The organism is Tabrizicola sp. BL-A-41-H6, assembly GCF_050632395.1.
In the GTDB taxonomy this organism is placed as follows: domain Bacteria; phylum Pseudomonadota; class Alphaproteobacteria; order Rhodobacterales; family Rhodobacteraceae; genus JAUYQR01.
The window spans coordinates 2972195-2990243 of sequence record NZ_CP192600.1; the positions used below are offsets into that span (position 1 = coordinate 2972195).

At 65.2% G+C, this 18049-nt stretch carries 22 protein-coding genes; 13 read left to right on the forward strand and 9 right to left on the reverse strand.

Annotation, left to right across the window (positions count from 1 at the left end; genetic code table 11):
- Nucleotides 1–20 precede the first annotated feature (20 nt).
- From phnC to ACROUL_RS14550, 5 genes are all read left to right on the forward strand, one after another.
- Nucleotides 21–839, forward strand: a complete 819-nt coding sequence (gene phnC / locus ACROUL_RS14530; protein WP_431300173.1) for a phosphonate ABC transporter ATP-binding protein — start codon at nucleotides 21–23, stop codon at nucleotides 837–839.
- Nucleotides 840–868: 29 nt separating this feature from the next.
- Nucleotides 869–1765, forward strand: a complete 897-nt coding sequence (gene phnD, locus ACROUL_RS14535) for a phosphonate ABC transporter substrate-binding protein (RefSeq protein ID WP_431300174.1) — start codon at nucleotides 869–871, stop codon at nucleotides 1763–1765.
- Between the two features lie 60 nt (nucleotides 1766–1825).
- Complete coding sequence (gene phnE / locus ACROUL_RS14540; RefSeq protein ID WP_431300175.1) at nucleotides 1826–2704, forward strand: phosphonate ABC transporter, permease protein PhnE; 879 nt, start codon at nucleotides 1826–1828, stop codon at nucleotides 2702–2704.
- Nucleotides 2705–2707: 3 nt separating this feature from the next.
- The gene (gene phnE / locus ACROUL_RS14545; RefSeq protein ID WP_431300176.1) at nucleotides 2708–4030 is read left to right on the forward strand and encodes a phosphonate ABC transporter, permease protein PhnE; all 1323 of its coding nucleotides are present in this window, start codon (nucleotides 2708–2710) and stop codon (nucleotides 4028–4030) included.
- Between the two features lie 155 nt (nucleotides 4031–4185).
- Entirely contained in the window at nucleotides 4186–4833 is a 648-nt protein-coding gene (locus ACROUL_RS14550; RefSeq protein WP_431301316.1) for a chloramphenicol acetyltransferase, read from the forward strand.
- Here ACROUL_RS14550 and phnF read toward each other — a convergent pair.
- Nucleotides 4830–5531: a phosphonate metabolism transcriptional regulator PhnF gene (phnF, locus tag ACROUL_RS14555; RefSeq protein WP_431300177.1), complete on the reverse strand. Its 702-nt coding sequence runs from the start codon at nucleotides 5529–5531 to the stop codon at nucleotides 4830–4832. The genes ACROUL_RS14550 and phnF overlap by 4 nt on opposite strands.
- A gap of 117 nt (nucleotides 5532–5648) precedes the next feature.
- On the opposite strand from phnF, the gene phnG reads away from it, so the two are divergent.
- From phnG to ACROUL_RS14570, 3 genes are read left to right on the forward strand one after another with little or no spacing between them, the layout of a single operon-like run.
- Nucleotides 5649–6092 carry a phosphonate C-P lyase system protein PhnG gene (gene phnG, locus ACROUL_RS14560; protein ID WP_431300178.1) on the forward strand — a complete coding sequence of 148 codons (444 nt, stop codon included), beginning with the start codon at nucleotides 5649–5651 and terminating at the stop codon, nucleotides 6090–6092.
- Nucleotides 6089–6658, forward strand: coding sequence for a phosphonate C-P lyase system protein PhnH (gene phnH, locus ACROUL_RS14565; protein ID WP_431300179.1), 570 nt, complete (start codon nucleotides 6089–6091; stop codon nucleotides 6656–6658). The genes phnG and phnH overlap by 4 nt, the downstream gene beginning before the upstream one ends.
- Nucleotides 6658–7758 carry a carbon-phosphorus lyase complex subunit PhnI gene (locus ACROUL_RS14570; RefSeq protein WP_431300180.1) on the forward strand — a complete coding sequence of 367 codons (1101 nt, stop codon included), beginning with the start codon at nucleotides 6658–6660 and terminating at the stop codon, nucleotides 7756–7758. The genes phnH and ACROUL_RS14570 overlap by 1 nt, the downstream gene beginning before the upstream one ends.
- A 2-nt stretch (nucleotides 7759–7760) precedes the next feature.
- Here ACROUL_RS14570 and ACROUL_RS14575 read toward each other — a convergent pair whose 3' ends face one another.
- Nucleotides 7761–8003: a hypothetical protein gene (locus tag ACROUL_RS14575; RefSeq protein WP_431300181.1), complete on the reverse strand. Its 243-nt coding sequence runs from the start codon at nucleotides 8001–8003 to the stop codon at nucleotides 7761–7763.
- Nucleotides 8004–8031: 28 nt separating this feature from the next.
- On the opposite strand from ACROUL_RS14575, the gene ACROUL_RS14580 reads away from it, so the two are divergent.
- From ACROUL_RS14580 to phnN, 4 genes are read left to right on the forward strand one after another with little or no spacing between them, the layout of a single operon-like run.
- The gene (locus ACROUL_RS14580) at nucleotides 8032–8946 is read left to right on the forward strand and encodes an alpha-D-ribose 1-methylphosphonate 5-phosphate C-P-lyase PhnJ (RefSeq protein ID WP_431300182.1); all 915 of its coding nucleotides are present in this window, start codon (nucleotides 8032–8034) and stop codon (nucleotides 8944–8946) included.
- Nucleotides 8943–9728: a phosphonate C-P lyase system protein PhnK gene (phnK, locus tag ACROUL_RS14585; RefSeq protein WP_431300183.1), complete on the forward strand. Its 786-nt coding sequence runs from the start codon at nucleotides 8943–8945 to the stop codon at nucleotides 9726–9728. Before ACROUL_RS14580 ends, phnK begins: the two co-directional genes overlap by 4 nt.
- 4 nt (nucleotides 9729–9732) lie before the next feature.
- Complete coding sequence (gene phnL / locus ACROUL_RS14590; RefSeq protein WP_431300184.1) at nucleotides 9733–10416, forward strand: phosphonate C-P lyase system protein PhnL; 684 nt, start codon at nucleotides 9733–9735, stop codon at nucleotides 10414–10416.
- Nucleotides 10413–10937, forward strand: coding sequence for a phosphonate metabolism protein/1,5-bisphosphokinase (PRPP-forming) PhnN (gene phnN, locus ACROUL_RS14595; protein WP_431300185.1), 525 nt, complete (start codon nucleotides 10413–10415; stop codon nucleotides 10935–10937). The genes phnL and phnN overlap by 4 nt, the downstream gene beginning before the upstream one ends.
- Here the strand turns inward: phnN and ACROUL_RS14600 are convergent.
- Entirely contained in the window at nucleotides 10919–11572 is a 654-nt protein-coding gene (locus ACROUL_RS14600) for a DUF1045 domain-containing protein (RefSeq protein ID WP_431300186.1), read from the reverse strand. The two genes, phnN and ACROUL_RS14600, sit on opposite strands and share 19 nt — an antisense overlap.
- A 103-nt stretch (nucleotides 11573–11675) precedes the next feature.
- Between ACROUL_RS14600 and ACROUL_RS14605 the strand changes: the two genes are divergently transcribed.
- Nucleotides 11676–12821 carry an alpha-D-ribose 1-methylphosphonate 5-triphosphate diphosphatase gene (locus ACROUL_RS14605; RefSeq protein WP_431300187.1) on the forward strand — a complete coding sequence of 382 codons (1146 nt, stop codon included), beginning with the start codon at nucleotides 11676–11678 and terminating at the stop codon, nucleotides 12819–12821.
- A 30-nt stretch (nucleotides 12822–12851) separates the two neighbouring features.
- Here the strand turns inward: ACROUL_RS14605 and ACROUL_RS14610 are convergent, their stop codons facing one another.
- From ACROUL_RS14610 to ACROUL_RS14635, 6 genes are all read right to left on the reverse strand, one after another.
- The gene (locus tag ACROUL_RS14610; protein WP_431300188.1) at nucleotides 12852–13901 is read right to left on the reverse strand and encodes an AbrB family transcriptional regulator; all 1050 of its coding nucleotides are present in this window, start codon (nucleotides 13899–13901) and stop codon (nucleotides 12852–12854) included.
- 138 nt (nucleotides 13902–14039) lie between these two features.
- Entirely contained in the window at nucleotides 14040–15059 is a 1020-nt protein-coding gene (locus tag ACROUL_RS14615; protein ID WP_431300189.1) for a GlxA family transcriptional regulator, read from the reverse strand.
- On the reverse strand, nucleotides 15056–15178 hold the full coding sequence (locus tag ACROUL_RS14620; protein WP_431300190.1) for a hypothetical protein: 123 nt from the start codon (nucleotides 15176–15178) through the stop codon (nucleotides 15056–15058). Before ACROUL_RS14620 ends, ACROUL_RS14615 begins: the two co-directional genes overlap by 4 nt.
- A 30-nt stretch (nucleotides 15179–15208) precedes the next feature.
- The gene (locus tag ACROUL_RS14625) at nucleotides 15209–16300 is read right to left on the reverse strand and encodes an ABC transporter ATP-binding protein (RefSeq protein WP_431300191.1); all 1092 of its coding nucleotides are present in this window, start codon (nucleotides 16298–16300) and stop codon (nucleotides 15209–15211) included.
- Between the two features lie 3 nt (nucleotides 16301–16303).
- Nucleotides 16304–17143 (reverse strand): ABC transporter permease, encoded by an 840-nt coding sequence (locus ACROUL_RS14630; protein WP_431300192.1) that lies wholly within the window; start codon nucleotides 17141–17143, stop codon nucleotides 16304–16306.
- Nucleotides 17140–17985, reverse strand: a complete 846-nt coding sequence (locus ACROUL_RS14635) for an ABC transporter permease (protein WP_431300193.1) — start codon at nucleotides 17983–17985, stop codon at nucleotides 17140–17142. The genes ACROUL_RS14630 and ACROUL_RS14635 overlap by 4 nt, the downstream gene beginning before the upstream one ends.
- Nucleotides 17986–18049: the final 64 nt, after the last annotated feature.

Below are 18049 nucleotides of genomic sequence, written 5' to 3' on the forward strand. Positions count from 1 at the left end.
CTGACAGACAGAGGTGACTGATGCTCGAAGTCAAAGGCGTGACACGGATGTTTGGCGCAAAGGCTGCTGTCGACCGGGTCAGCTTCACCGTCGACCGCCCCGCCTTTGTCGGCATCATCGGTCGCTCCGGCGCGGGCAAATCCACCTTCCTGCGCCTGATGAACCGCCTGATCGACGCCACCACGGGCGAGATCCTCGTCAACGGCCAGAACGTCCTCGCCTTGCGCAACGGCGACGCCCGCGCCTGGCAAAGCCAATGCGCGATGATCTTCCAGCAGTTCAACCTCGTGCCTCGGATGGACGTGGCCTCCAACGTCCTGCACGGCATCCTGAACCGCCGCTCCACACTGCAGACGATGTTCAACCTCTGGCCCCGCGCCGACATTCTCAGGGCGCTCGACATTCTCGACCGCCTCGGCATTGCCGAACAGGCCCCGAAACGCGCAGAGGCGCTGTCGGGCGGCCAGCAGCAGCGCGTCGCCATCGCGCGGGCGCTGATGCAAGACCCTAAGATCATCCTTGCAGACGAACCCATTGCCTCGCTCGACCCGATGAACGCGCAAGTTGTGATGGACACCCTGCGCCGCATCAACCTCGAAGACGGGCGCATGGTCATCGCCAACCTCCACACCCTCGACACCGCGCGCCGCTACTGCGACCGGGTCATCGGGATGCGCGACGGCCGCATCGTGTTCGACGGCACGCCCGACCAGCTTTCCACCGGCGTCGCCCGCGACATCTACGGCGCCGACGACACGTTCAACGAGGCCGCAACGTCGACCTCCATCCCCACCGACACCGCAGTCGACCGGTCCTACGCCGACCTGATGCTGTCGTGACAAACCTACCACCAACCCACGGAGAACCCATGAAAAAGCTGCTCACTGCCACCGCGCTGACCGCGGTCCTCGCCACCGGCGCCACCGCGCAGGACATCACCGAATTCAACATCGGCATCCTCGGCGGCGAAAACGCGCAGGACCGCCTGACCTCGAACGAATGCTTCCGCGCCAAGGTCGAAGCCGCCCTCGGCGTCCCGGTCAAGGTGTTCACCCCCGCCGATTATGACGGCGTCATCCAGGGCCTTCTCGGCGGCACCATCGACTACGCCTGGCTCGGCGCCTCCGCCTATGCCAAGACACAGTTGACCGACCCCGAAGCCGTCGAAGTCAAACTGACCAAGCAGAACGCCGACGGTTCGACCGGCTACTACTCGATCGGCTTCACCCGCAAGGACACCGGCATCACCTCGCTCGACGATGCCAAGGGCAAGGTCTTCGCCTTCGCCGACCCGAACTCCACCTCCGGCTACCTCGTCCCCGGCGCCGAACTCTCGGCCAAATACGGCCCCCTCGACGCGTACTTCTCCGAAGTGAAGATGTCGGGCGGCCATGAACAGACCATCGTCGGCGTCGCCAACGGCGATTTCGACGCTGGCGTGTCGTGGGCCGACGGCCTGGGCAACTGGGAAGACGGCTACAACTCCGGCGCGTTCCGCAAGGCAGCCGACGCCGGCCTCGTCGACATGTCGAACCTCGTGGAAATCTGGCGCTCCACCCTGATCCCCGAAGGCCCGATGGTCGTCCGCAAGGCCCTGCCGCAGGACGTCAAGGACAAGGTCACCGCCCTCACCGCCGACCTGTGGGAATCCGACCCGGAGTGCGCCTACAACCTCGCCGGTGGTGAAGCCAAGGATTTCGTGCCCGTCGAACCGGCCGCCTACGACGGCATTCTCGCCGCCCGCAAGATGCAGGAAGGCATGTAACCTTTTTCATGACGACCGGCCGGGTCTTGCAAAAGACCCGGCCTTTTCTTTGGGGGAACCATGGTCGACATCGCCTTCGGGCCAACGCCGGGCACGCGCCCCGACACCACCAACGCCCGCGAAGCCTATCTCGAGATGGTCCGCCGCAAGCGCATGTATGGCGGCATCCTGCTCGTGATCTTCGTGGCCCTGATGGCCTCGGGATGGATGCTGGCCGACACCCGTAACGCTGGTGGCTTCTGGAGCGGCCTGCCCCAAACCCTGGACTTCCCGTCCGAGGTGCTGACCGAAGCCTGGACCGACCGCGCCCACCTGCCCGCGATGATCTGGGACCACGTCCCCGCCCTGATTGAAACCCTGAACATCGCCGCAGTCTCCACCCTGCTCGGCGCGCTTGCCGCCATGGCGCTTGCCCTTCTGGCCACCCGCGGCCTTGCCCGCTGGCCCCGCGCGATCCCGCTTTTCCGCCGCACGATGGATGCCCTGCGCGCCATTCCCGAAATCGTCATCGCGCTGGTGCTGATCTACATCCTCGGCGGTGGCCCGGTCCCCGCCGTCATCGCCATCGCGCTCCACACCGGCGGCGCCCTCGGCAAGCTCTTCTCCGAAGTCGCCGAAAACGCCGACCTCAAGCCCGTCGAAGGCCTCGCCTCGGTCGGCGCCACATGGTCGCAGCGCATGTGGCTCGGCGTCCTCCCGCAGGTCGCCCCGAACTGGCTCAGCTACGCCCTCCTGCGGTTCGAGATCAACGTCCGCGCCTCCGCCATCCTCGGCTTCGTCGGCGAGGGCGGCATCGGCCACGACCTGAAACTGGCGATGCAATGGGGTCAGGGGCGATACGACGAGGTGGTGGCGATCTTCCTCCTCCTCTTCGCCACCATCGTCCTCGTCGACCGCATCTCCGACCACTACCGCCACCGACTGGTGCAGGGAGCCTGAGCCATGACCGCCACCCTGTCCCCGTCGCTGGCCGATGCCATCACCAACCGCTTCGCCGCGCGCCGCCGCATGGCGTTCGCCGTTCCCGCCGCGATCCTCGCCTACCTCCTTTACGCCGCGATCAGCTTTGATCTTGCCGGCCTCGCCCAGCGCGCCCGCCTCGACAACGCGGCGATCCTTCTGTCCGACTTCTGGTCACACAAGACCCACGTGACCCGCGACAACCGCTCCGGCGACGTGACCGTCGCGATCGAAGGCGAGGCCAAGGGCACCTACCCCCCCGGCATGCTGCCCGACTGGGTCACCATCACCGGACCCGTCACCAGGATCGACCTCGGCACCGGCTACAGCGTCACCTACGACGACGCCGGCGCACGCATGGTCGTCCCCGGCTACGGCACGATCGACATCCACCCCGAAGGCGGCAAACCCGTCCTGACCGCGCCCGAACCGATCCCCGACTGGATCTCGGTGTCGGAAAACAAGATCAGCGTCACCACCGATGCCGGCCGCTTCAACTATTCCCGCTCAAAGGTCGAAACCTTCAAATACGAACCGGGGTGGGAGCTTTGGTTCTTCACCCTCGACAGCCCGTTCTACGGCAAAAGCTGGGGCCAGCTTGCAGCCCTCGCCACCACCGGCGACCGGATCGACCCCGCGCGTTCCAACCTCGGCTACATGGCCGCCGAATTCTGGACCAACAAGATGTGGCGCCACGGCGACGTTGCATGGGCCATTTTTGAAACGATCCTGATGGCTTTCCTCGGCACCATGACGGCCGCGCTGGTGGCCCTGCCGCTCGGCTTTCTGGCCGCGCGCAACTTCATGCCCCTCGGACCCCTGCGTTTTGCCGCGCGCCGCGTGTTTGATTTCATCCGCGGCGTGGACGGGTTGATCTGGACCATCATCCTCAGCCGCGCCTTCGGACCCGGCCCGATGACAGGTGCCATCGCCATCGCCATCACCGATGCCGGAACCTTCGGCAAGACCTTCTCGGAAGCCCTCGAAAACATAGATGAAAAGCAGGTAGAGGGGGTGCGCTCCACTGGGGCCAACTCTGTGCTGCGCGCGCGGTTTGGGGTCATCCCGCAGATCACCCCTATACTGCTCAGTCAGGTGCTTTACTACCTCGAATCCAACACCCGCAGCGCTACCGTGATCGGTGCCATCGTCGGCGGCGGCATTGGCCTGCTTCTGACGCAGGCGATCATCACCCAGAAGGATTGGGAAGAGGTCGCCTATTACATGGTCCTTATCGTGCTCATGGTTATGGCGATGGACACCCTCTCCGGCTGGCTTCGCCGCAAATTGATAAAGGGTCCCTGACGATGCCTGCGCGCCCCGGCATGCGCCCCGAAAAGCGCCTCGGCGCGCGGATCGTCCGCGCCTCCGCCGGCGGCACACATCCGCGCCCAGCAAACCCCGCCACCCCTCCGCCAGAAAGTTAAGAAATGCTGAACGCCGCCACGCAACCCATTGAAATGCCTCAAGTCGGCACCCCGTCCCACGGTGGGACACGCCTCTCGCCCGACGGGCCGACGATTCATCCCACGGCGCAGGTGATCGCCTCCCGCCTCGCCCCCTGGACCGAGGTCGGCGAAGGCTCCCGCGTCCTCAACTCCACCTTCGAAGCCTATGCCTACTGCGACCGCTTCTCCGACATTGCCAACACCACCGTGGGCCGCTTTTCAAACATCGCGGCGATGACCCGGATCGGCCCGACCGACCACCCCTTCACGCACGCAGCCCAGCACCATTTTCTCTACCGCTCGACAAACTACTGGCCCGACACGCCCGACGATGCCGATTTCCTCGCCGCACGCGCCGCCCGCCACACCACCCTCGGCCCCGATTGCTGGATCGGCCACGGCGCGATCATCAAACCCGAGGTCACCATCGGTACCGGCGCCATCGTCGCCTCCGGCGCGGTCGTGACCAAGGATGTCGCCCCCTTCATGATCGTCGCGGGCTGCCCCGCCACGACCCTCCGCGCCCGCTTTTCACAGCCGATCATCGACCGCCTGCTGGCCCTCGCCTGGTGGGATTGGGATCACGCGCGCCTGCGTCGGGCCCTTCTCGATTTTCGCACCCTGAAGGCCGAAGCCTTTCTCGATGCCTACGGCGGCTAGTCAGGGCTGACGGTTAGCGTCACCCGCTCGCCCGCAAACCACGTCGTGCCGTGCTCCACCGGCACACCCGCCGCATCGACATTGACCGCGACCGACTGCAGCACCGCCGACCCTTCGGCCGCCTGCAAAGCCAGCGCCAGCACCGCCGGCGCGGACTGCGCGGTCAGCCGCGTTTCGGCGCGGGTATAGTCCGCCAACCCGCACGCCTGCAACGCCTCGGTGATGGACCCGTGCTCGCGGATTGCGGCGGGCAGGTCGGGGAACCGCGCCGCCGGAAACACCGACCGGAACGACGCCAGTGGGTGGCCATCCGCCAGCGACACACCCTCGACGACATGCACCTGCGACCCTGCCGCCAGCCTTAACCCCACCGCTTCGGCAGCCGTCGCCGGACGCGTGTCGACACTTCTGATCTGTCGTGACGGCGTGCGCCCCTCGGCGGCGATGATCTGGTGAAAGCGTACCCGCCGGCCCAGCGGATAGACCGTCGGACGCGCAGCTACGAAAACACCCGCCCCCCGCCGCGAATGCACAATCCCCTGACCCGCAAGGTCCGCCAGCGCACGCCGCACGGTATGGCGGTTGACGCCGAACCGCTGCGCCAGAACGGCCTCGGTTTGCAAGCGCGACCCGGGGGGATAAGCCCCTCCCGCTATCTCATCGCGCAGTGTGCCGGCGATCTCGGACCAGATTGCCAAGGTGGGTTCCTGTCACCAAAAATTCACAACTCTTCGATTGCCGCTCCGGGCTGCGGCCAGTAGTATTTGTCTAGTTGTATAGGTCCACAAGCGTGGCCGCAAGTTGTCGAGAATCAAATGACCCTGCCCCCGACGAAAGACCGCCAGACCTGGATGTCGGTGTTGGCCAAAGCCGCGCCCGGACGTCTGGCGCAACTGTTGCCCGCCCTGCCCGAGCACCGCTTCCTGCGCTCGCCCGAGGTTGGTGCCGTCATGGTCCGGGGCCGTATCGGCGGCACGGGCGAGGCGTTCAACCTTGGCGAAATGACGGTCACGCGCGCCTCGGTCCAACTTTCCGCAGGCTCGGTCGGTCACGCCTGGGTGCAGGGCCGCGACAAGGCACACGCAACGCGCGCGGCCATTGTCGATGCACTGATGCAAACCGACGCCGCCCCCGAAATCGGGAAGGCCATCGTCGACGTCCTTGCCACCGAGGCCACTGAAGCCACGGCAGCCCGCGCAGCCCGCGCCGCCACAACCAAGGTCGATTTCTTCACCCTCGTCCGCGGAGAAGACAAATGACGGTCGCCAGCCTCACAGGCGGGTTTTCCGCTACCCCCCAGCAGTCTGCGCAAGCCTTCCGCGCGATCCTTGAGGCGTTGGCGCGGCCCGGCACCATTCATCCGGTCGCCGGCGCGTCGCCGCCATCGCCGCTTTCAGTCGCGGCTGGGGTGGCACTTTTGACGCTGGCCGATGCCACCACGCCGCTGCACCTTGCCGGTGCCGCAGACTGCGCCGAAGTCTGCGACTGGATCGCGTTTCACATCGGCGCGCCCCTTGTTGCGGCAGGGGATGCCGATTTTGCCCTTGGCACTTGGGAGGCGCTGCAGCCAATCACCCGCTATCGCATCGGCACGCCGGATTATCCCGACCGTTCGGCCACGCTGATCGTCGAGGTGGACCGCCTTACCACCCACGGCGCCTGCCTGACCGGACCGGGGATCGAGACGGTGTCATGGCTCAGCCTGCCTGAAACCGCGGCTTTCCGCGCGAACCGGGCGCTGTTTCCACTGGGCTTCGATTGCCTGTTTACCTGCGGCGCCCGGCTTGCCGGACTGCCCCGATCAACCCGAGTGGAGGCGATCTGATGTATGTTGCGGTCAAGGGTGGCGAACGCGCCATCGACAACGCCCACGCCTGGCTGGCCGAAGAACGCAGGGGCGACCGGGACGTGCCCGAACTGACCGTCGCCCAGATCCGCGAACAGATGCGTTTGGCGGTGAACCGGGTAATGGCGGAAGGCTCGCTTTACGACCCCGATCTTGCGGCGCTGGCGATCAAGCAGGCGCGCGGCGACCTTATCGAGGCGGTGTTCTTGATCCGCGCCTACCGCACCACCTTGCCCCGCCTTGGCGCCTCGAACCCGGTCGATACGGCGACAATGACCCTCGACCGCAGGATTTCGGCGACCTTCAAGGATCTTCCCGGCGGGCAGGTGCTAGGCCCGACTTTCGACTACACCCACCGTCTGCTGGATTTCGCGCTGATGGCTGAAGGCGAAGCTCACTTCGCCCCTCCACCCGAGAAAGTGGACGCACCGCAAACCGCCCCGCAGCCGGTTCCGCATGTGGCCAGCTTTCTGAACCGCGACGGCCTGATCGAAGAGGCGACCGCCACCGATTCCGCCCCCACCGACCTGACGCGCACCCCGCTTGAACTTCCCGCCTCGCGCGCTTTGCGTCTGCAGGCGCTGACGCGCGGCGACGAAGGCTTCGTCCTGTCGATGGCCTATTCCACCCAGCGCGGCTACGGCCGCACCCACGCCTTCGTGGGCGAACTGCGTATCGGTCGCGTCGCGGTCGAGGTCGACATCCCCGAACTTGGCTTTGCCGTAGAAATCGGCGAGGTCGAGGTGACCGAATGCGAAACCGTCAACCAGTTCAAAGGCTCGAAAACCGAACCTCCGCAGTTCACCCGCGGCTACGGGCTGGTGTTCGGCCAGACCGAACGCAAGGCTATTGCGATGAGCCTCGTGGACCGCAGCCTGCGTTGGAACGAACTTGGTGAAGACTATACCGGCGCCCCCGCGCAGGACGAGGAATTCGTGCTTTACCACTGCGACAACATTCAGGCGACCGGGTTTCTGGAACACATCAAGCTGCCGCACTACGTCGATTTTCAGGCCGAACTTGAGCTTGTCCGGCGCCTGCGGCTTGAGGCGCAGATGATGCAAGAGGCTGCGGAATGAGCCTAGTCTCCACCCCCGTCACCATCCGCATCAACCGCGTTCTGCGCATCCCACCGGTCGCGCGGATCGTCCCGCGACCGTCCCGGCGTGCCGTCGATCTCCACCCAGACGTAGCCACCGCCTTCGTCTCTGCGCAGCGATTTCCGGCGCTGGTCCTTGAGGCGTTCGCGCCGGATCACATACCCGGCCACGACAAGAAAGATCGCCAGCGGGATCAGCACAATCAGCCATTCGTCTGCCGTCACACCGCATTCCTTTCGTCGGGGGCTTCCCATGACTGATTACAACTTCGCCTACCTCGACGAACAGACCAAGCGCATGATCCGTCGCGCGATCTTGAAGGGGATCGCCGTGCCGGGCTATCAGGTTCCCTTCGCCAGCCGCGAGATGCCCATGCCCTACGGCTGGGGCACCGGTGGCGTGCAGGTGACAGCGGCCTGCCTTGTGCCCGACGACCGCCTGAAGGTCATCGACCAGGGCGCGGACGACACCACAAACGCCGTCAGCATCCGCAAATTCTTCCAGCGCACCGCCGGTGTCGCCGTCACCGAATCCACCACCGAGGCGACGATCATCCAGACCCGCCACCGGATCCCCGAAACGGCGCTGACGGATGGCCAGATCCTCGTCTACCAGGTCCCGATCCCCGAACCCCTGCGGTTTCTCGAACCGCGCGAAACCGAGACCCGCAAGATGCACGAGCTGGAGGAATACGGCCTGATGCACGTCAAGCTTTATGAAGACATCGCCCGCCACGGCCAGATTGCTACCTCCTACGCCTACCCGGTCAAGGTCGAGGGGCGCTATGTGATGGACCCCTCACCGATCCCGAAGTTCGACAACCCGAAACTGTCGGGCAACCGCGCGATACAACTGTTCGGCGCAGGCCGCGAACAGCGCATCTACGCCGTGCCCCCCTTCACCGAAGTCGTCAGCCTGGATTTCGACGACCACCCGTTCCACGCCTCCAAGGCTCCGCACGATTGCGACCTCTGCGGCGCGAAGGCCAGCTATCTGGACGAGGTGATCACCGACGATCAGGGCGGCCGGATGTTCGTCTGTTCCGACACCGATTTCTGCAGCGCCCGCCGTACAGCCGGCCACAAGGGCCCTCTCGCGGCCGATCCCGCACATTTCCCCACAAGGAAGGAGGGGCAAGGCAGGCCCCGGCAAGAGGGCGCGGCATGACCCTGATGCAAACATTGTCCGTCACTGACGCGCCACTTCTGCGGGTCGAAGGACTGACCAAACGCTACGGCACCCGCATCGGCTGCATCGACGTCAGCTTCGATCTTTACCCGGGCGAGGTGCTTGGCATCGTCGGCGAAAGCGGCTCGGGCAAATCCACGCTTCTGTCCTGCCTTGCCGGGCACCTGAAGCCCGATCTTGGCCGGGTAGACTACGACGGGCGCGACACCCTGACGATGGCCGAAACCGCGCGCCGCCGCCTGTCGCGCACCGATTGGGCCTATGTCCACCAGAACCCGCGCGACGGCTTGCGGATGGGCGTTTCCGCCGGGGGCAACGTCGGCGAACGGCTGATGGCGGTCGGCGCCCGCCACTACGGCGACATCCGCGACAAGGCCACCGATTGGCTGGGGCGGGTGGAAATTGCGGCCGACCGGATCGACGACCGCCCCTCCGCCTTTTCGGGTGGGATGCAGCAACGCCTGCAGATCGCCCGCAACCTGGTCACCGGGCCGCGCCTTGTGTTCATGGACGAACCGACCGGCGGGCTTGACGTCAGCGTGCAGGCACGCCTGCTCGACCTGCTGCGCGGCCTTGTCCGCGACCTTGGTCTCAGCGTCATTATCGTCACCCACGACCTTGCCGTCGTCCGCCTTCTGGCGCACCGTCTGATGGTGATGAAGGGCGGCCGGGTTGTGGAACAGGGCCTGACCGATCAGGTTCTGGATGATCCGCAGCACGCCTATACCCAGCTTCTCGTCTCGTCAGTTCTGCAGGTGTAAGCCGATGATCCGTATCCAAGATCTGTCCAAATCCTTCACCCTGCACAATCAGGGCGCGGCGGTGATCCCGGTCATGTCCGGCGCCGCGCTGACCGTGAACCCCGGCGAATGTGTCGGGCTGATCGGCCAGTCCGGTGCCGGGAAATCCACGCTGATGCGCATGGTCTACGGCAATTACCTTGCCGCCGGCGGCAGCCTGATTGTCGGCACGCTTGACGTGGCCACGGCGGCCCCGCGCCAGATCATCGCGCTGCGCCGCGAAACACTAGGCTATGTCAGCCAGTTCCTGCGCGTCGTGCCACGGGTGCCGACGCTGGACGTGGTTGCCGAACCACTTCTTGCGCTTGGCACGCCTGCCGAACAGGCCCGACACCACGCGGCCACCCTGCTGGCCCGCCTGAACATTCCCGAACGCCTCTGGTCCCTGTCGCCCACCACATTCTCGGGCGGCGAACAGCAGCGCGTCAACATCGCGCGTGGCTTTGCCCACGCCTACCCGGCACTCCTCCTGGATGAACCGACTGCGAGCCTTGATGCCGCCAACCGCGAGATTGTGCTGGAGATGATCCTTGAGGCCAAAGCCCGCGGTGCGGCCATACTCGGCATCTTCCACGACGAAGCCGCCCGCGCCCAAGTGTGTGACCGGCTTGTCGACGTTACCGGCTTTACCCCAAGGGCCGCAGCATGATCTTTGCCGTCGTCGGCCCCTCGGGTGCGGGCAAGGACACACTGCTTTCTGGCGCGCTGGCGGCCCGCCCCGACCTGCGCCTCGTCCGCCGCGTCATCACCCGGCCTACCAAAGCCGGGGGCGAAGATTTCGAGGGCGTGACCGAAGCCGAGTTTCAAACGCGCCTCGCCCAAGGCGCTTTTGCCCTGACGTGGGATGCGCACGGCCTGCGCTACGCCATCCCGCACGACCAGATCAACGGTCCGCAGGACGTGGTTTTCAACGGCAGCCGCGCCGCCCTGCCTGAAGCCGTCCGCGTCTTTCCCGACCTGCGCGTGATCGTCGTCACCGCCCCCGATGCGGTCCTTGCCGCCCGACTTGCCGCCCGTGGCCGCGAAACCGTCTCCGACATCGCCACCCGCCTGTCGCGCGCTGCCTTTACCCTGCCAGATGGGATAGCGGCGACCACAGTAGTCAACGACAGCACGGCCGCCGAAGGCATCTCGCGCCTGCTTGCTGCTCTTCAGCCGGTCAGGGCATGACGATGCAGCAGGTGAAACTCCCCGCTTGCATCTTCGCCGAACAGGCACAGATCCTCGATCACGAAGGGGCGCGGCAGCACCGGCGCGAACCATGCATCCAGTACCGCCCTCACCGCACCGGCCTCGGTGTCCGGCAGGCGGTCGGTCAGCGTCAGGTGAAATCGGAACTCGTCCATCACATGCGGATAACCCCAATGGTCCAGCAAGACCCGCTGCCGCGCCGGCAGCCGGTCTGGCCGGCGGCGGGCAATCTCGGCTTCGGTCAACGGTGCGCGCAACTCATTGGTGCCCTCGACCACTGCCGCTCCCAATTCCAGCAGCGCCGCCTCGCAGCCAAGCGGCGTCAGCGCCAGAAACCCGTGCAGGTTTTCAACCGCCAACCCCTCGCAAACCACCGGGGCGAGTTTGGCCGCCAGCCCGGCCACAACCTCGTTGATTGCCACGCCGTCCACACCCTCGGAGGGTCGGAACGGGGCGCGGATCGTGCCGTGAAAACCATACCGTCGCGGCTCGCCCGTGATCTCGGCAGCCGGTCGCGGCAACCCCGGCAGATCGACGCCCCCCGCCAGCCATTTCCCGGCCCGGTCGGCAAAGCCACCGGCCCGCGGTGCATAATAGACAGCGTATCGCTTCATGTTATCCATGCCAGCCCGTTAGCGCGGCCATGTCACACCGGTGTGACGGGCGCATGTCATTTCCACCCCGAACCCGCGCGCCGCGCAAGACAGGACCGCCCCGATGACCGATGAAACCATCCTCGCCAACGCAACGCTCGTCCTGCCGGGCGAAACCCTGCGCGGCCAGATCCGCATGGTAGACGGCAAGATCACCGACATCGCCCCCGGTTCCGCCATCCCCGCCGGCGCGATCGACTGCGATGGCGATCTGGTGATGCCCGGACTGGTCGAACTCCATACCGACAACCTCGAACGCCACATCGAACCCCGCCCTAAGGTCAACTGGCCCCACGCTGCCGCCATCATCGCGCATGACGCCGAACTCGCATCCGTCGGCATCACCACGGTGTTCGATGCCCTGCGCGTCGGGTCGGTCGTGTCGAACGCCAAGGCCAACTACGGCGAATATGCCCGCGCGCTTGCCGACGAAATCCTTGGCCTGCGCGACGAAGGCGCCCTCAAGATCAGCCACTACCTGCATCTGCGTGCCGAGATCTGCTCTGAAACCCTGATCGACGAGCTTGACAAGTTCGGCCCCGCCGACCGCATCGGCATCGTCAGCCTGATGGACCACACCCCCGGCGACCGGCAGTTCCGCGACCTGAAGCAGTTGCAGAAATACGTCATCGGCAAGCACGGCATCAGCCCCGCCGATTTCGAGGTGCACGTCGCCACGCAAAAGGCATTGAAGGCCGCCAACGGTGCCGCGCACGAAGCCGCCGCCGTTGCCGCCGCCCGCCGCTACGGCGCGGTGCTGGCCAGCCATGATGACACCGACCCCGGCCACGTCGCCCGCTCGGCCGAACACGGCGCGCACTTCGCCGAGTTTCCGACCACCGAAGACGCCGCCCGCGCCTGCGCAGCACACCGGATCAAAGTGATGATGGGCGCACCGAACCTGATCCGGGGCGGCAGCCATTCCGGCAACGTCGCCGCCAAGACCCTTGCCGAGGCCGATCTTCTCGACATCGTCTCGTCCGATTACGTGCCGTCCTCGCTGCTTTCCGCAGCGCTGATGCTTGGCGATCTTTGGGGCGACACGGCGCGCGGCATTGCCACGGTAACCGCAGCCCCCGCCGCTGCAGCCGGCCTTGCCGATCGCGGCCACCTTGCGCCAGATGCGCGGGCCGATGTGATCCGCGTCACCCGCATCGGCACGGCCGGGGCGGTGCGCGGCGTCTGGGTGCAGGGCCGCCGGGTATCGTGACCCGGTCCTGCAGGGCACGAAGCTTCGCTGTCAACCTCTCCCCGCCCTGCCGCCCCGCCCGATCATCACCCGAAACGCCATCGGCGCCAGCACGATCACGAACAAGATCCGCACCACATGGTGCAACGCCACGAACGCTACGTCCGCATGAATGGCAAGCGCAATAAGCCCCATCTCTGTCAGCCCCCCCGGCGCCATCGCCAGGAGCGCCTGATCGATCCGGCTGCCCGCAACGGCATGCATCGCCAGCCCGCCCACAAAGGCCAGACCCAGCGTCAGCACCGTGGCCCCGATGCTCAGCAGCGTCGCCGGAATCAGCGTTCGCGCGCTGATCCCCAGAAACCGACAGCCCAGAACGGTGCCAAGGATCACCTGCGCCGTATTTACCAGCAACGTCGGCGGCACGCTTGCCGTGATCCCCGTCAGGTGCAGCACCGCCGACACCAGAAGCGGGCCAAGAAACGCCGGTGCGGGAAATCGCAACCAGCCCCCCAGCGCGCTGCCCACCACCGCCGACGCCAGCATCACCGCCGCGTCCAGCCACGACAGCGCCGCTTGGGTCATGGGCGCCGAGGCCCCCACATCATGCCCCTGAACGATGCGAAACCAGAAGGCGATCACCGAAATGGTCACCACGATACGCAGGCTGTGGGCCAGAATGATCGGCGCGGGCTTGGCACCGTTCGCCTCGCCGATCTCGATCATCTCGGTCAACCCACCAGGCATCCCGGCGAAATAGGCGGTCACCCAATCGAACTTGCCGACGAACCGATAGAACGGCACCACCACCAGTGCGACGGCCACGACATAGACCATCAGTATCGCCACCGTCGCACCCCAGGCACTGGCCTGTTGCAGCACATCCGGCGTGAACCGTGATCCCAGAAGAACGCCGATCACCGCAACCACCGCCGGCCTGATCCGCGCCGGTGCTATCACCGGCGCATTGGCCACCGACGCGGTCATCGTCGCAAACAGCGCCCCCAGCATCCACGGCAGCGGCAAACCCAGCAGAAAAAAGCCAAACCCTCCGGCCGCCCCGAGGATCAGGGCCAGAGCGATACGGGGTAGGCTGTCCATTCAGGGCTGTCCGAAACTGCGGGCCAGCGCCACCCAAACTCACCGTCGAGTCTGGGGGCGCCGATCCCACGATAGTTTTCAATCAGCGCGGCAATGTCCAGACCTGCAGTGCCGGAATGACGGTGCTGCCACTGGGCCTCAGCGGAACCGCGTCGGGCATTGCCCAAAGCAGCGGCGGAACGATTTCGTGAAACTCCCGCGCGAGTTGAAGCCCGTCGCAATCGCCACATCAAGGACCGACATGCCGGTTTCCGCCAGAAGATCCCGCGCCTGTTCCAGTCGCAGGCCAAGGTAGAAGCTTTTCGGCGTTTGTCCTGTGACTGCCTTGAAGGTGCGCTCCAGATGCCGGGTCGTCTTGCCGAAGACGCGGGCCAATGCTTCCTGCTCCAGCGGCGTCGCGATGTTGACCTGCATCGCGGCAATCACCCGCGCGATATCGGGATTGCGCACGCGCATCGGGGCGGTAAAAACCGATTTCTGGGTCGTCACCGCCTCGCGGCGGCGGGAATGGAGACACATTTCGGCAACCGCATCGGCCAGCTTTGGCCCGTGATCCTCGGCGATCAGGGCCAGCATCATGTCCACCCCGGCTTCGCCCCCGGCACAGGAAAAATGCCGCCGCCCCATGACGTAGATCTGCTGCAGCGGCTCCATGTCGAACAATTCGCGGAACGCCGCCTGATTTTCCCAATGCACGGTGGTGGCATCGCCGTCCAGCAGCCCCGCGCGCGCCAGCGTATAGGCCCCGGTGCAAACCGCCCCCAGCACGCCGCCTCGCCGCGCATGATCCCGCAACCACGCCAGCGCCTTGCGGTCTGCGGCCTGCGTCGCATCGGTGCCAGAGCACACTATCACAGTCGTATCCCGGCCGACCGGAACCAGCCCCTGATCCGCCTCGATCCTTATCCCGGCAGAGCTTTCGGCCGGCAGCCCGTCCAGACTGACGACGCGCCAGTGGTAAAGTGGGCGCTGGGTCAACTGGTTCGCGATCCGCAGCGGATCGACCGCCGAACTGAACGCAAGCAGCGTGAACCGCGGCAAGGTCAGGAACGCAAACTCCCGTGTCCGCACCGGGCCTGTCAGCGCGACATGCGCCACGCCGCGCGGAATGATCGCGCTGGTGGCGGCAAAGCTGTCGCGAGCGGGCTGATGGGTCATGGCCGTATAACCTGAAGGCGCGCCAGAACCCTTCGCACCATCGCGCGCACCCGGCGCAATGGCAGTCCGTCGATCTGCCGCTGGCTCATTCCGCCGGCGCTGATGAAGATGTGGCTCATCCGTTCCGCCTCCGTTTCTCGGGCTGTCGCTCAGGCTTCGGCAACAATGTGGCCATCCTTCGGCTCCCACCAGGCAAACAGATCCTGACCGATACCAAGCGGCAGATCAGCCAATTCGTCATGCCCCTTCTGGACCCGGATTTCCTGCCCTTGCGGCGTCTCCAGATAGACCGTTGCGGTTGCGCCGACGAATTCTTCGCCCACCACCCGAACCGGCACCACGTTCACCGATCGTAGAGGCGGGGTCACGCTCAGGTGTGTCTTGGTGTCCAGCACTGTCACCGTGGCCGTCGTGCCATGTGCAGGCATCGCCCCGTCGCCCCCCAGTTTCAGCGCACCAGCGGGCGTCTCAATTTCCAGCCCGCCCGCCGTTCCGTTTCGCACCTTTCCGCTGAAAAGGTTCGACGACCCCAGAAAATCCGCGACAAAGCGCGTGCGTGGCGAGCGGTAGATTTCCTGCGGCGTGCCGATCTGCTCGATCACGCCACGGCTCATGATCACCACGCGGTCGGCCATGGAGAACGCCTCGGACTGGCTGTGCGTCACATAGACGAAGGTGATGCCCGTCTCGCGCTGAAGCGTTTTCAGCACCGACTGCATCCGCACCTTCAGCGCCGCATCCAGTGCCGACAGGGGCTCGTCCAACAGCAGAATCTCGGGCTCCACCACCAGCGACCGGGCCAGCGCCACGCGCTGCCGCTGGCCCCCCGAAAGCTGGGCTATGTTGCGGTCGGCAAACTCGGTGATCTGCATCCGGTCCAGCCACTGTTCAGCCCGACGCCGCCGTTCGGCCTTACCGATACCCCGCATCTTCAGCGCAAATTCCACATTCTCCCTCACGTTCAGGAACGGGAAAAGCGCCAGACTCTGCCACACCATCGGCGTGTCGCGGCTCCAGGTCGGCAGGTCGTTGATCGGCTTGCCAGACAGCCGGATGACGCCCTCGCTGGGTGCCTCCAACCCCGCAAGCATCCGCAGCGTCGTGGTCTTGCCGCAGCCCGACGACCCCATGATCGCCAGGAACTCGCCCTTGCGGATCTCGAAATCCATCTTCTGCACGGCCACGAAAGAGCCGAACCGCTTCACCACACCTTCGAACGAAACCAGCGTGTCGCGTTGCATGCTTTACTCCTTGTCATCCGCAAGCGCGCGGTCGTTGGCACCCTTGCCCGACAGCAACAGCTGCGCCAGGATAACAAGGGTCATGGATAGGACGAAGACGAAGGTGCCGATCGCGTTGATCCGCGGGCTGACCTGCCCTTGCAGGAAGCCAAGCACCTTGACCGGCAGGGTTTCGTTCAGGCCCGACACGAACCAGGCCACGGCGAACTCGTCGAAAGATACGGCCATCGTGATGAACAATGCGCCAAAGATCGCTGGCTTGGTGAACGGCACGATCACATGCCGCATCGTTTTCCATTCAGACGCGCCAAGATTCCACGCCGCAGGCTCCAGCGCCGGATCCATCTGGCTGAGCCGCAGCCGGATGATCGCCATAGCAAAGGGTGCGCAGACCACCACGTGGGCGATGATGACTGACAGCGCGTTGCCCGACAGGTTGATCCGGCTCAGATAGGCCAGCATCGCAAGGCCCAGGATGATCACCGGAATCGTCGGCGGCAACAGCGCCAGCGCGAGATACACCTGCTTGCCCATGAACTTGTAGCGGTAGTCGGTATAGGCCGCCCCGAACCCCAAAAGGGTCGAGATCAAGCCCACGATCACACCGACGACAAGCGTGTTCTGCAACCCTTGCCAGACCAGCGGGTCCGACGCGACAGCCTCATACCACTCCAACGAAAAGCTGCCGAGCGGGATTGAGGGAAAGCGGTCCGAATTGAACGAAAACACGAAGCTTGCCGCGATTGGCGCAAAGACGAACAGGTAGGCGAGAAGGATATAACCCCTGAGCGCCCAATCGACGCCCCGGTTGCGGTTGATGCTTTCGGCTCCGGACCCGCTCATTTCGACTTCCCCTTGTAGGCGAACTGCACCGCGGCAAAGGCTACCACCATCAAGGTACCGATCATCGTCAGCGCGATCACCGCGGCACGCGGCCACTGTTGGCCGGACTTGGTGGTGTCGGTGATCAGGATGGACAGCGTCGTCGGATCGCCGCCGCCAAGGTAGATCGGGCTGACGAAATCACCGAATGACAGGATGAAGGCGAACAGCGCGGCGATCACCAGCCCGACACGCGCCGACGGGATCACCACTTCGAACACAGTACGCATCCTCCCGCAGCGCATGTTGTGCGCCGCCTCGATCAGGTTGCGGTCGATGAACACCAGGCTGAACAGCTGCAACAGCACGACTAGGGGAAAGCTGAGCGTCAGGTAGCCGATCATCGTGGCGCCGACCGTGTTCAGCAGGGGATATGGGCCAAGCCCGATCCACCCCAGAATGACGTTGATGATGCCGTTGTCCGACAGGAAGACGTGCCATGAATAGACCCGCACCAGATAGCTGGTGAAAAACGGGATCACCATCAGGAACACCGCCCAGCGGCGCGCGGTATCCGACAATTTGAATGCTATGGCGTAAGCGCAGGGAAACGCCAGAACCGAGGTCAGCGCCGCCGCAGCCGCCGCCAGCGCAAAGGTCGCGCCATAAGCCTGCCAGAACACCGCGCGACCATACATCGTGGTCCAGTTCACCGTGTCGAAATCCGGCGACATCACAAAGTTCTTCACCGTCCAAAAGCTGAGCGCGACAAGGAACAGCAGCGGAAAGACAAAGAACAGCAACTGCCAGATCAGCAGCGGCAACGAGAATGTCAGGCCATAAAGGGAAACCGGGCGTCGCATGGGCGGCTGCAGTCCTTATCGGGGAAGTCAGGCCTTCTTTGGCAACAAAGGCAGGCTTGGTATC

Coding starts and splice junctions, on each gene's coding strand:
- phnC (WP_431300173.1), top strand. CDS start 21: ATGCTCGAAGTCAAAGGCGTGACACGGATGTTTGGCGCAAAGGCTGCT.
- phnD (WP_431300174.1), top strand. CDS start 869: ATGAAAAAGCTGCTCACTGCCACCGCGCTGACCGCGGTCCTCGCCACC.
- phnE (WP_431300175.1), top strand. CDS start 1,826: ATGGTCGACATCGCCTTCGGGCCAACGCCGGGCACGCGCCCCGACACC.
- phnE (WP_431300176.1), top strand. CDS start 2,708: ATGACCGCCACCCTGTCCCCGTCGCTGGCCGATGCCATCACCAACCGC.
- ACROUL_RS14550 (WP_431301316.1), top strand. CDS start 4,186: ATGCCTCAAGTCGGCACCCCGTCCCACGGTGGGACACGCCTCTCGCCC.
- phnG (WP_431300178.1), top strand. CDS start 5,649: ATGACCCTGCCCCCGACGAAAGACCGCCAGACCTGGATGTCGGTGTTG.
- phnH (WP_431300179.1), top strand. CDS start 6,089: ATGACGGTCGCCAGCCTCACAGGCGGGTTTTCCGCTACCCCCCAGCAG.
- ACROUL_RS14570 (WP_431300180.1), top strand. CDS start 6,658: ATGTATGTTGCGGTCAAGGGTGGCGAACGCGCCATCGACAACGCCCAC.
- ACROUL_RS14580 (WP_431300182.1), top strand. CDS start 8,032: ATGACTGATTACAACTTCGCCTACCTCGACGAACAGACCAAGCGCATG.
- phnK (WP_431300183.1), top strand. CDS start 8,943: ATGACCCTGATGCAAACATTGTCCGTCACTGACGCGCCACTTCTGCGG.
- phnL (WP_431300184.1), top strand. CDS start 9,733: ATGATCCGTATCCAAGATCTGTCCAAATCCTTCACCCTGCACAATCAG.
- phnN (WP_431300185.1), top strand. CDS start 10,413: ATGATCTTTGCCGTCGTCGGCCCCTCGGGTGCGGGCAAGGACACACTG.
- ACROUL_RS14600 (WP_431300186.1), bottom strand. CDS start 11,572: ATGAAGCGATACGCTGTCTATTATGCACCGCGGGCCGGTGGCTTTGCC.
- ACROUL_RS14605 (WP_431300187.1), top strand. CDS start 11,676: ATGACCGATGAAACCATCCTCGCCAACGCAACGCTCGTCCTGCCGGGC.
- ACROUL_RS14610 (WP_431300188.1), bottom strand. CDS start 13,901: ATGGACAGCCTACCCCGTATCGCTCTGGCCCTGATCCTCGGGGCGGCC.
- ACROUL_RS14615 (WP_431300189.1), bottom strand. CDS start 15,059: ATGACCCATCAGCCCGCTCGCGACAGCTTTGCCGCCACCAGCGCGATC.
- ACROUL_RS14620 (WP_431300190.1), bottom strand. CDS start 15,178: ATGAGCCACATCTTCATCAGCGCCGGCGGAATGAGCCAGCGGCAGATC.
- ACROUL_RS14625 (WP_431300191.1), bottom strand. CDS start 16,300: ATGCAACGCGACACGCTGGTTTCGTTCGAAGGTGTGGTGAAGCGGTTC.
- ACROUL_RS14630 (WP_431300192.1), bottom strand. CDS start 17,143: ATGAGCGGGTCCGGAGCCGAAAGCATCAACCGCAACCGGGGCGTCGAT.
- ACROUL_RS14635 (WP_431300193.1), bottom strand. CDS start 17,985: ATGCGACGCCCGGTTTCCCTTTATGGCCTGACATTCTCGTTGCCGCTG.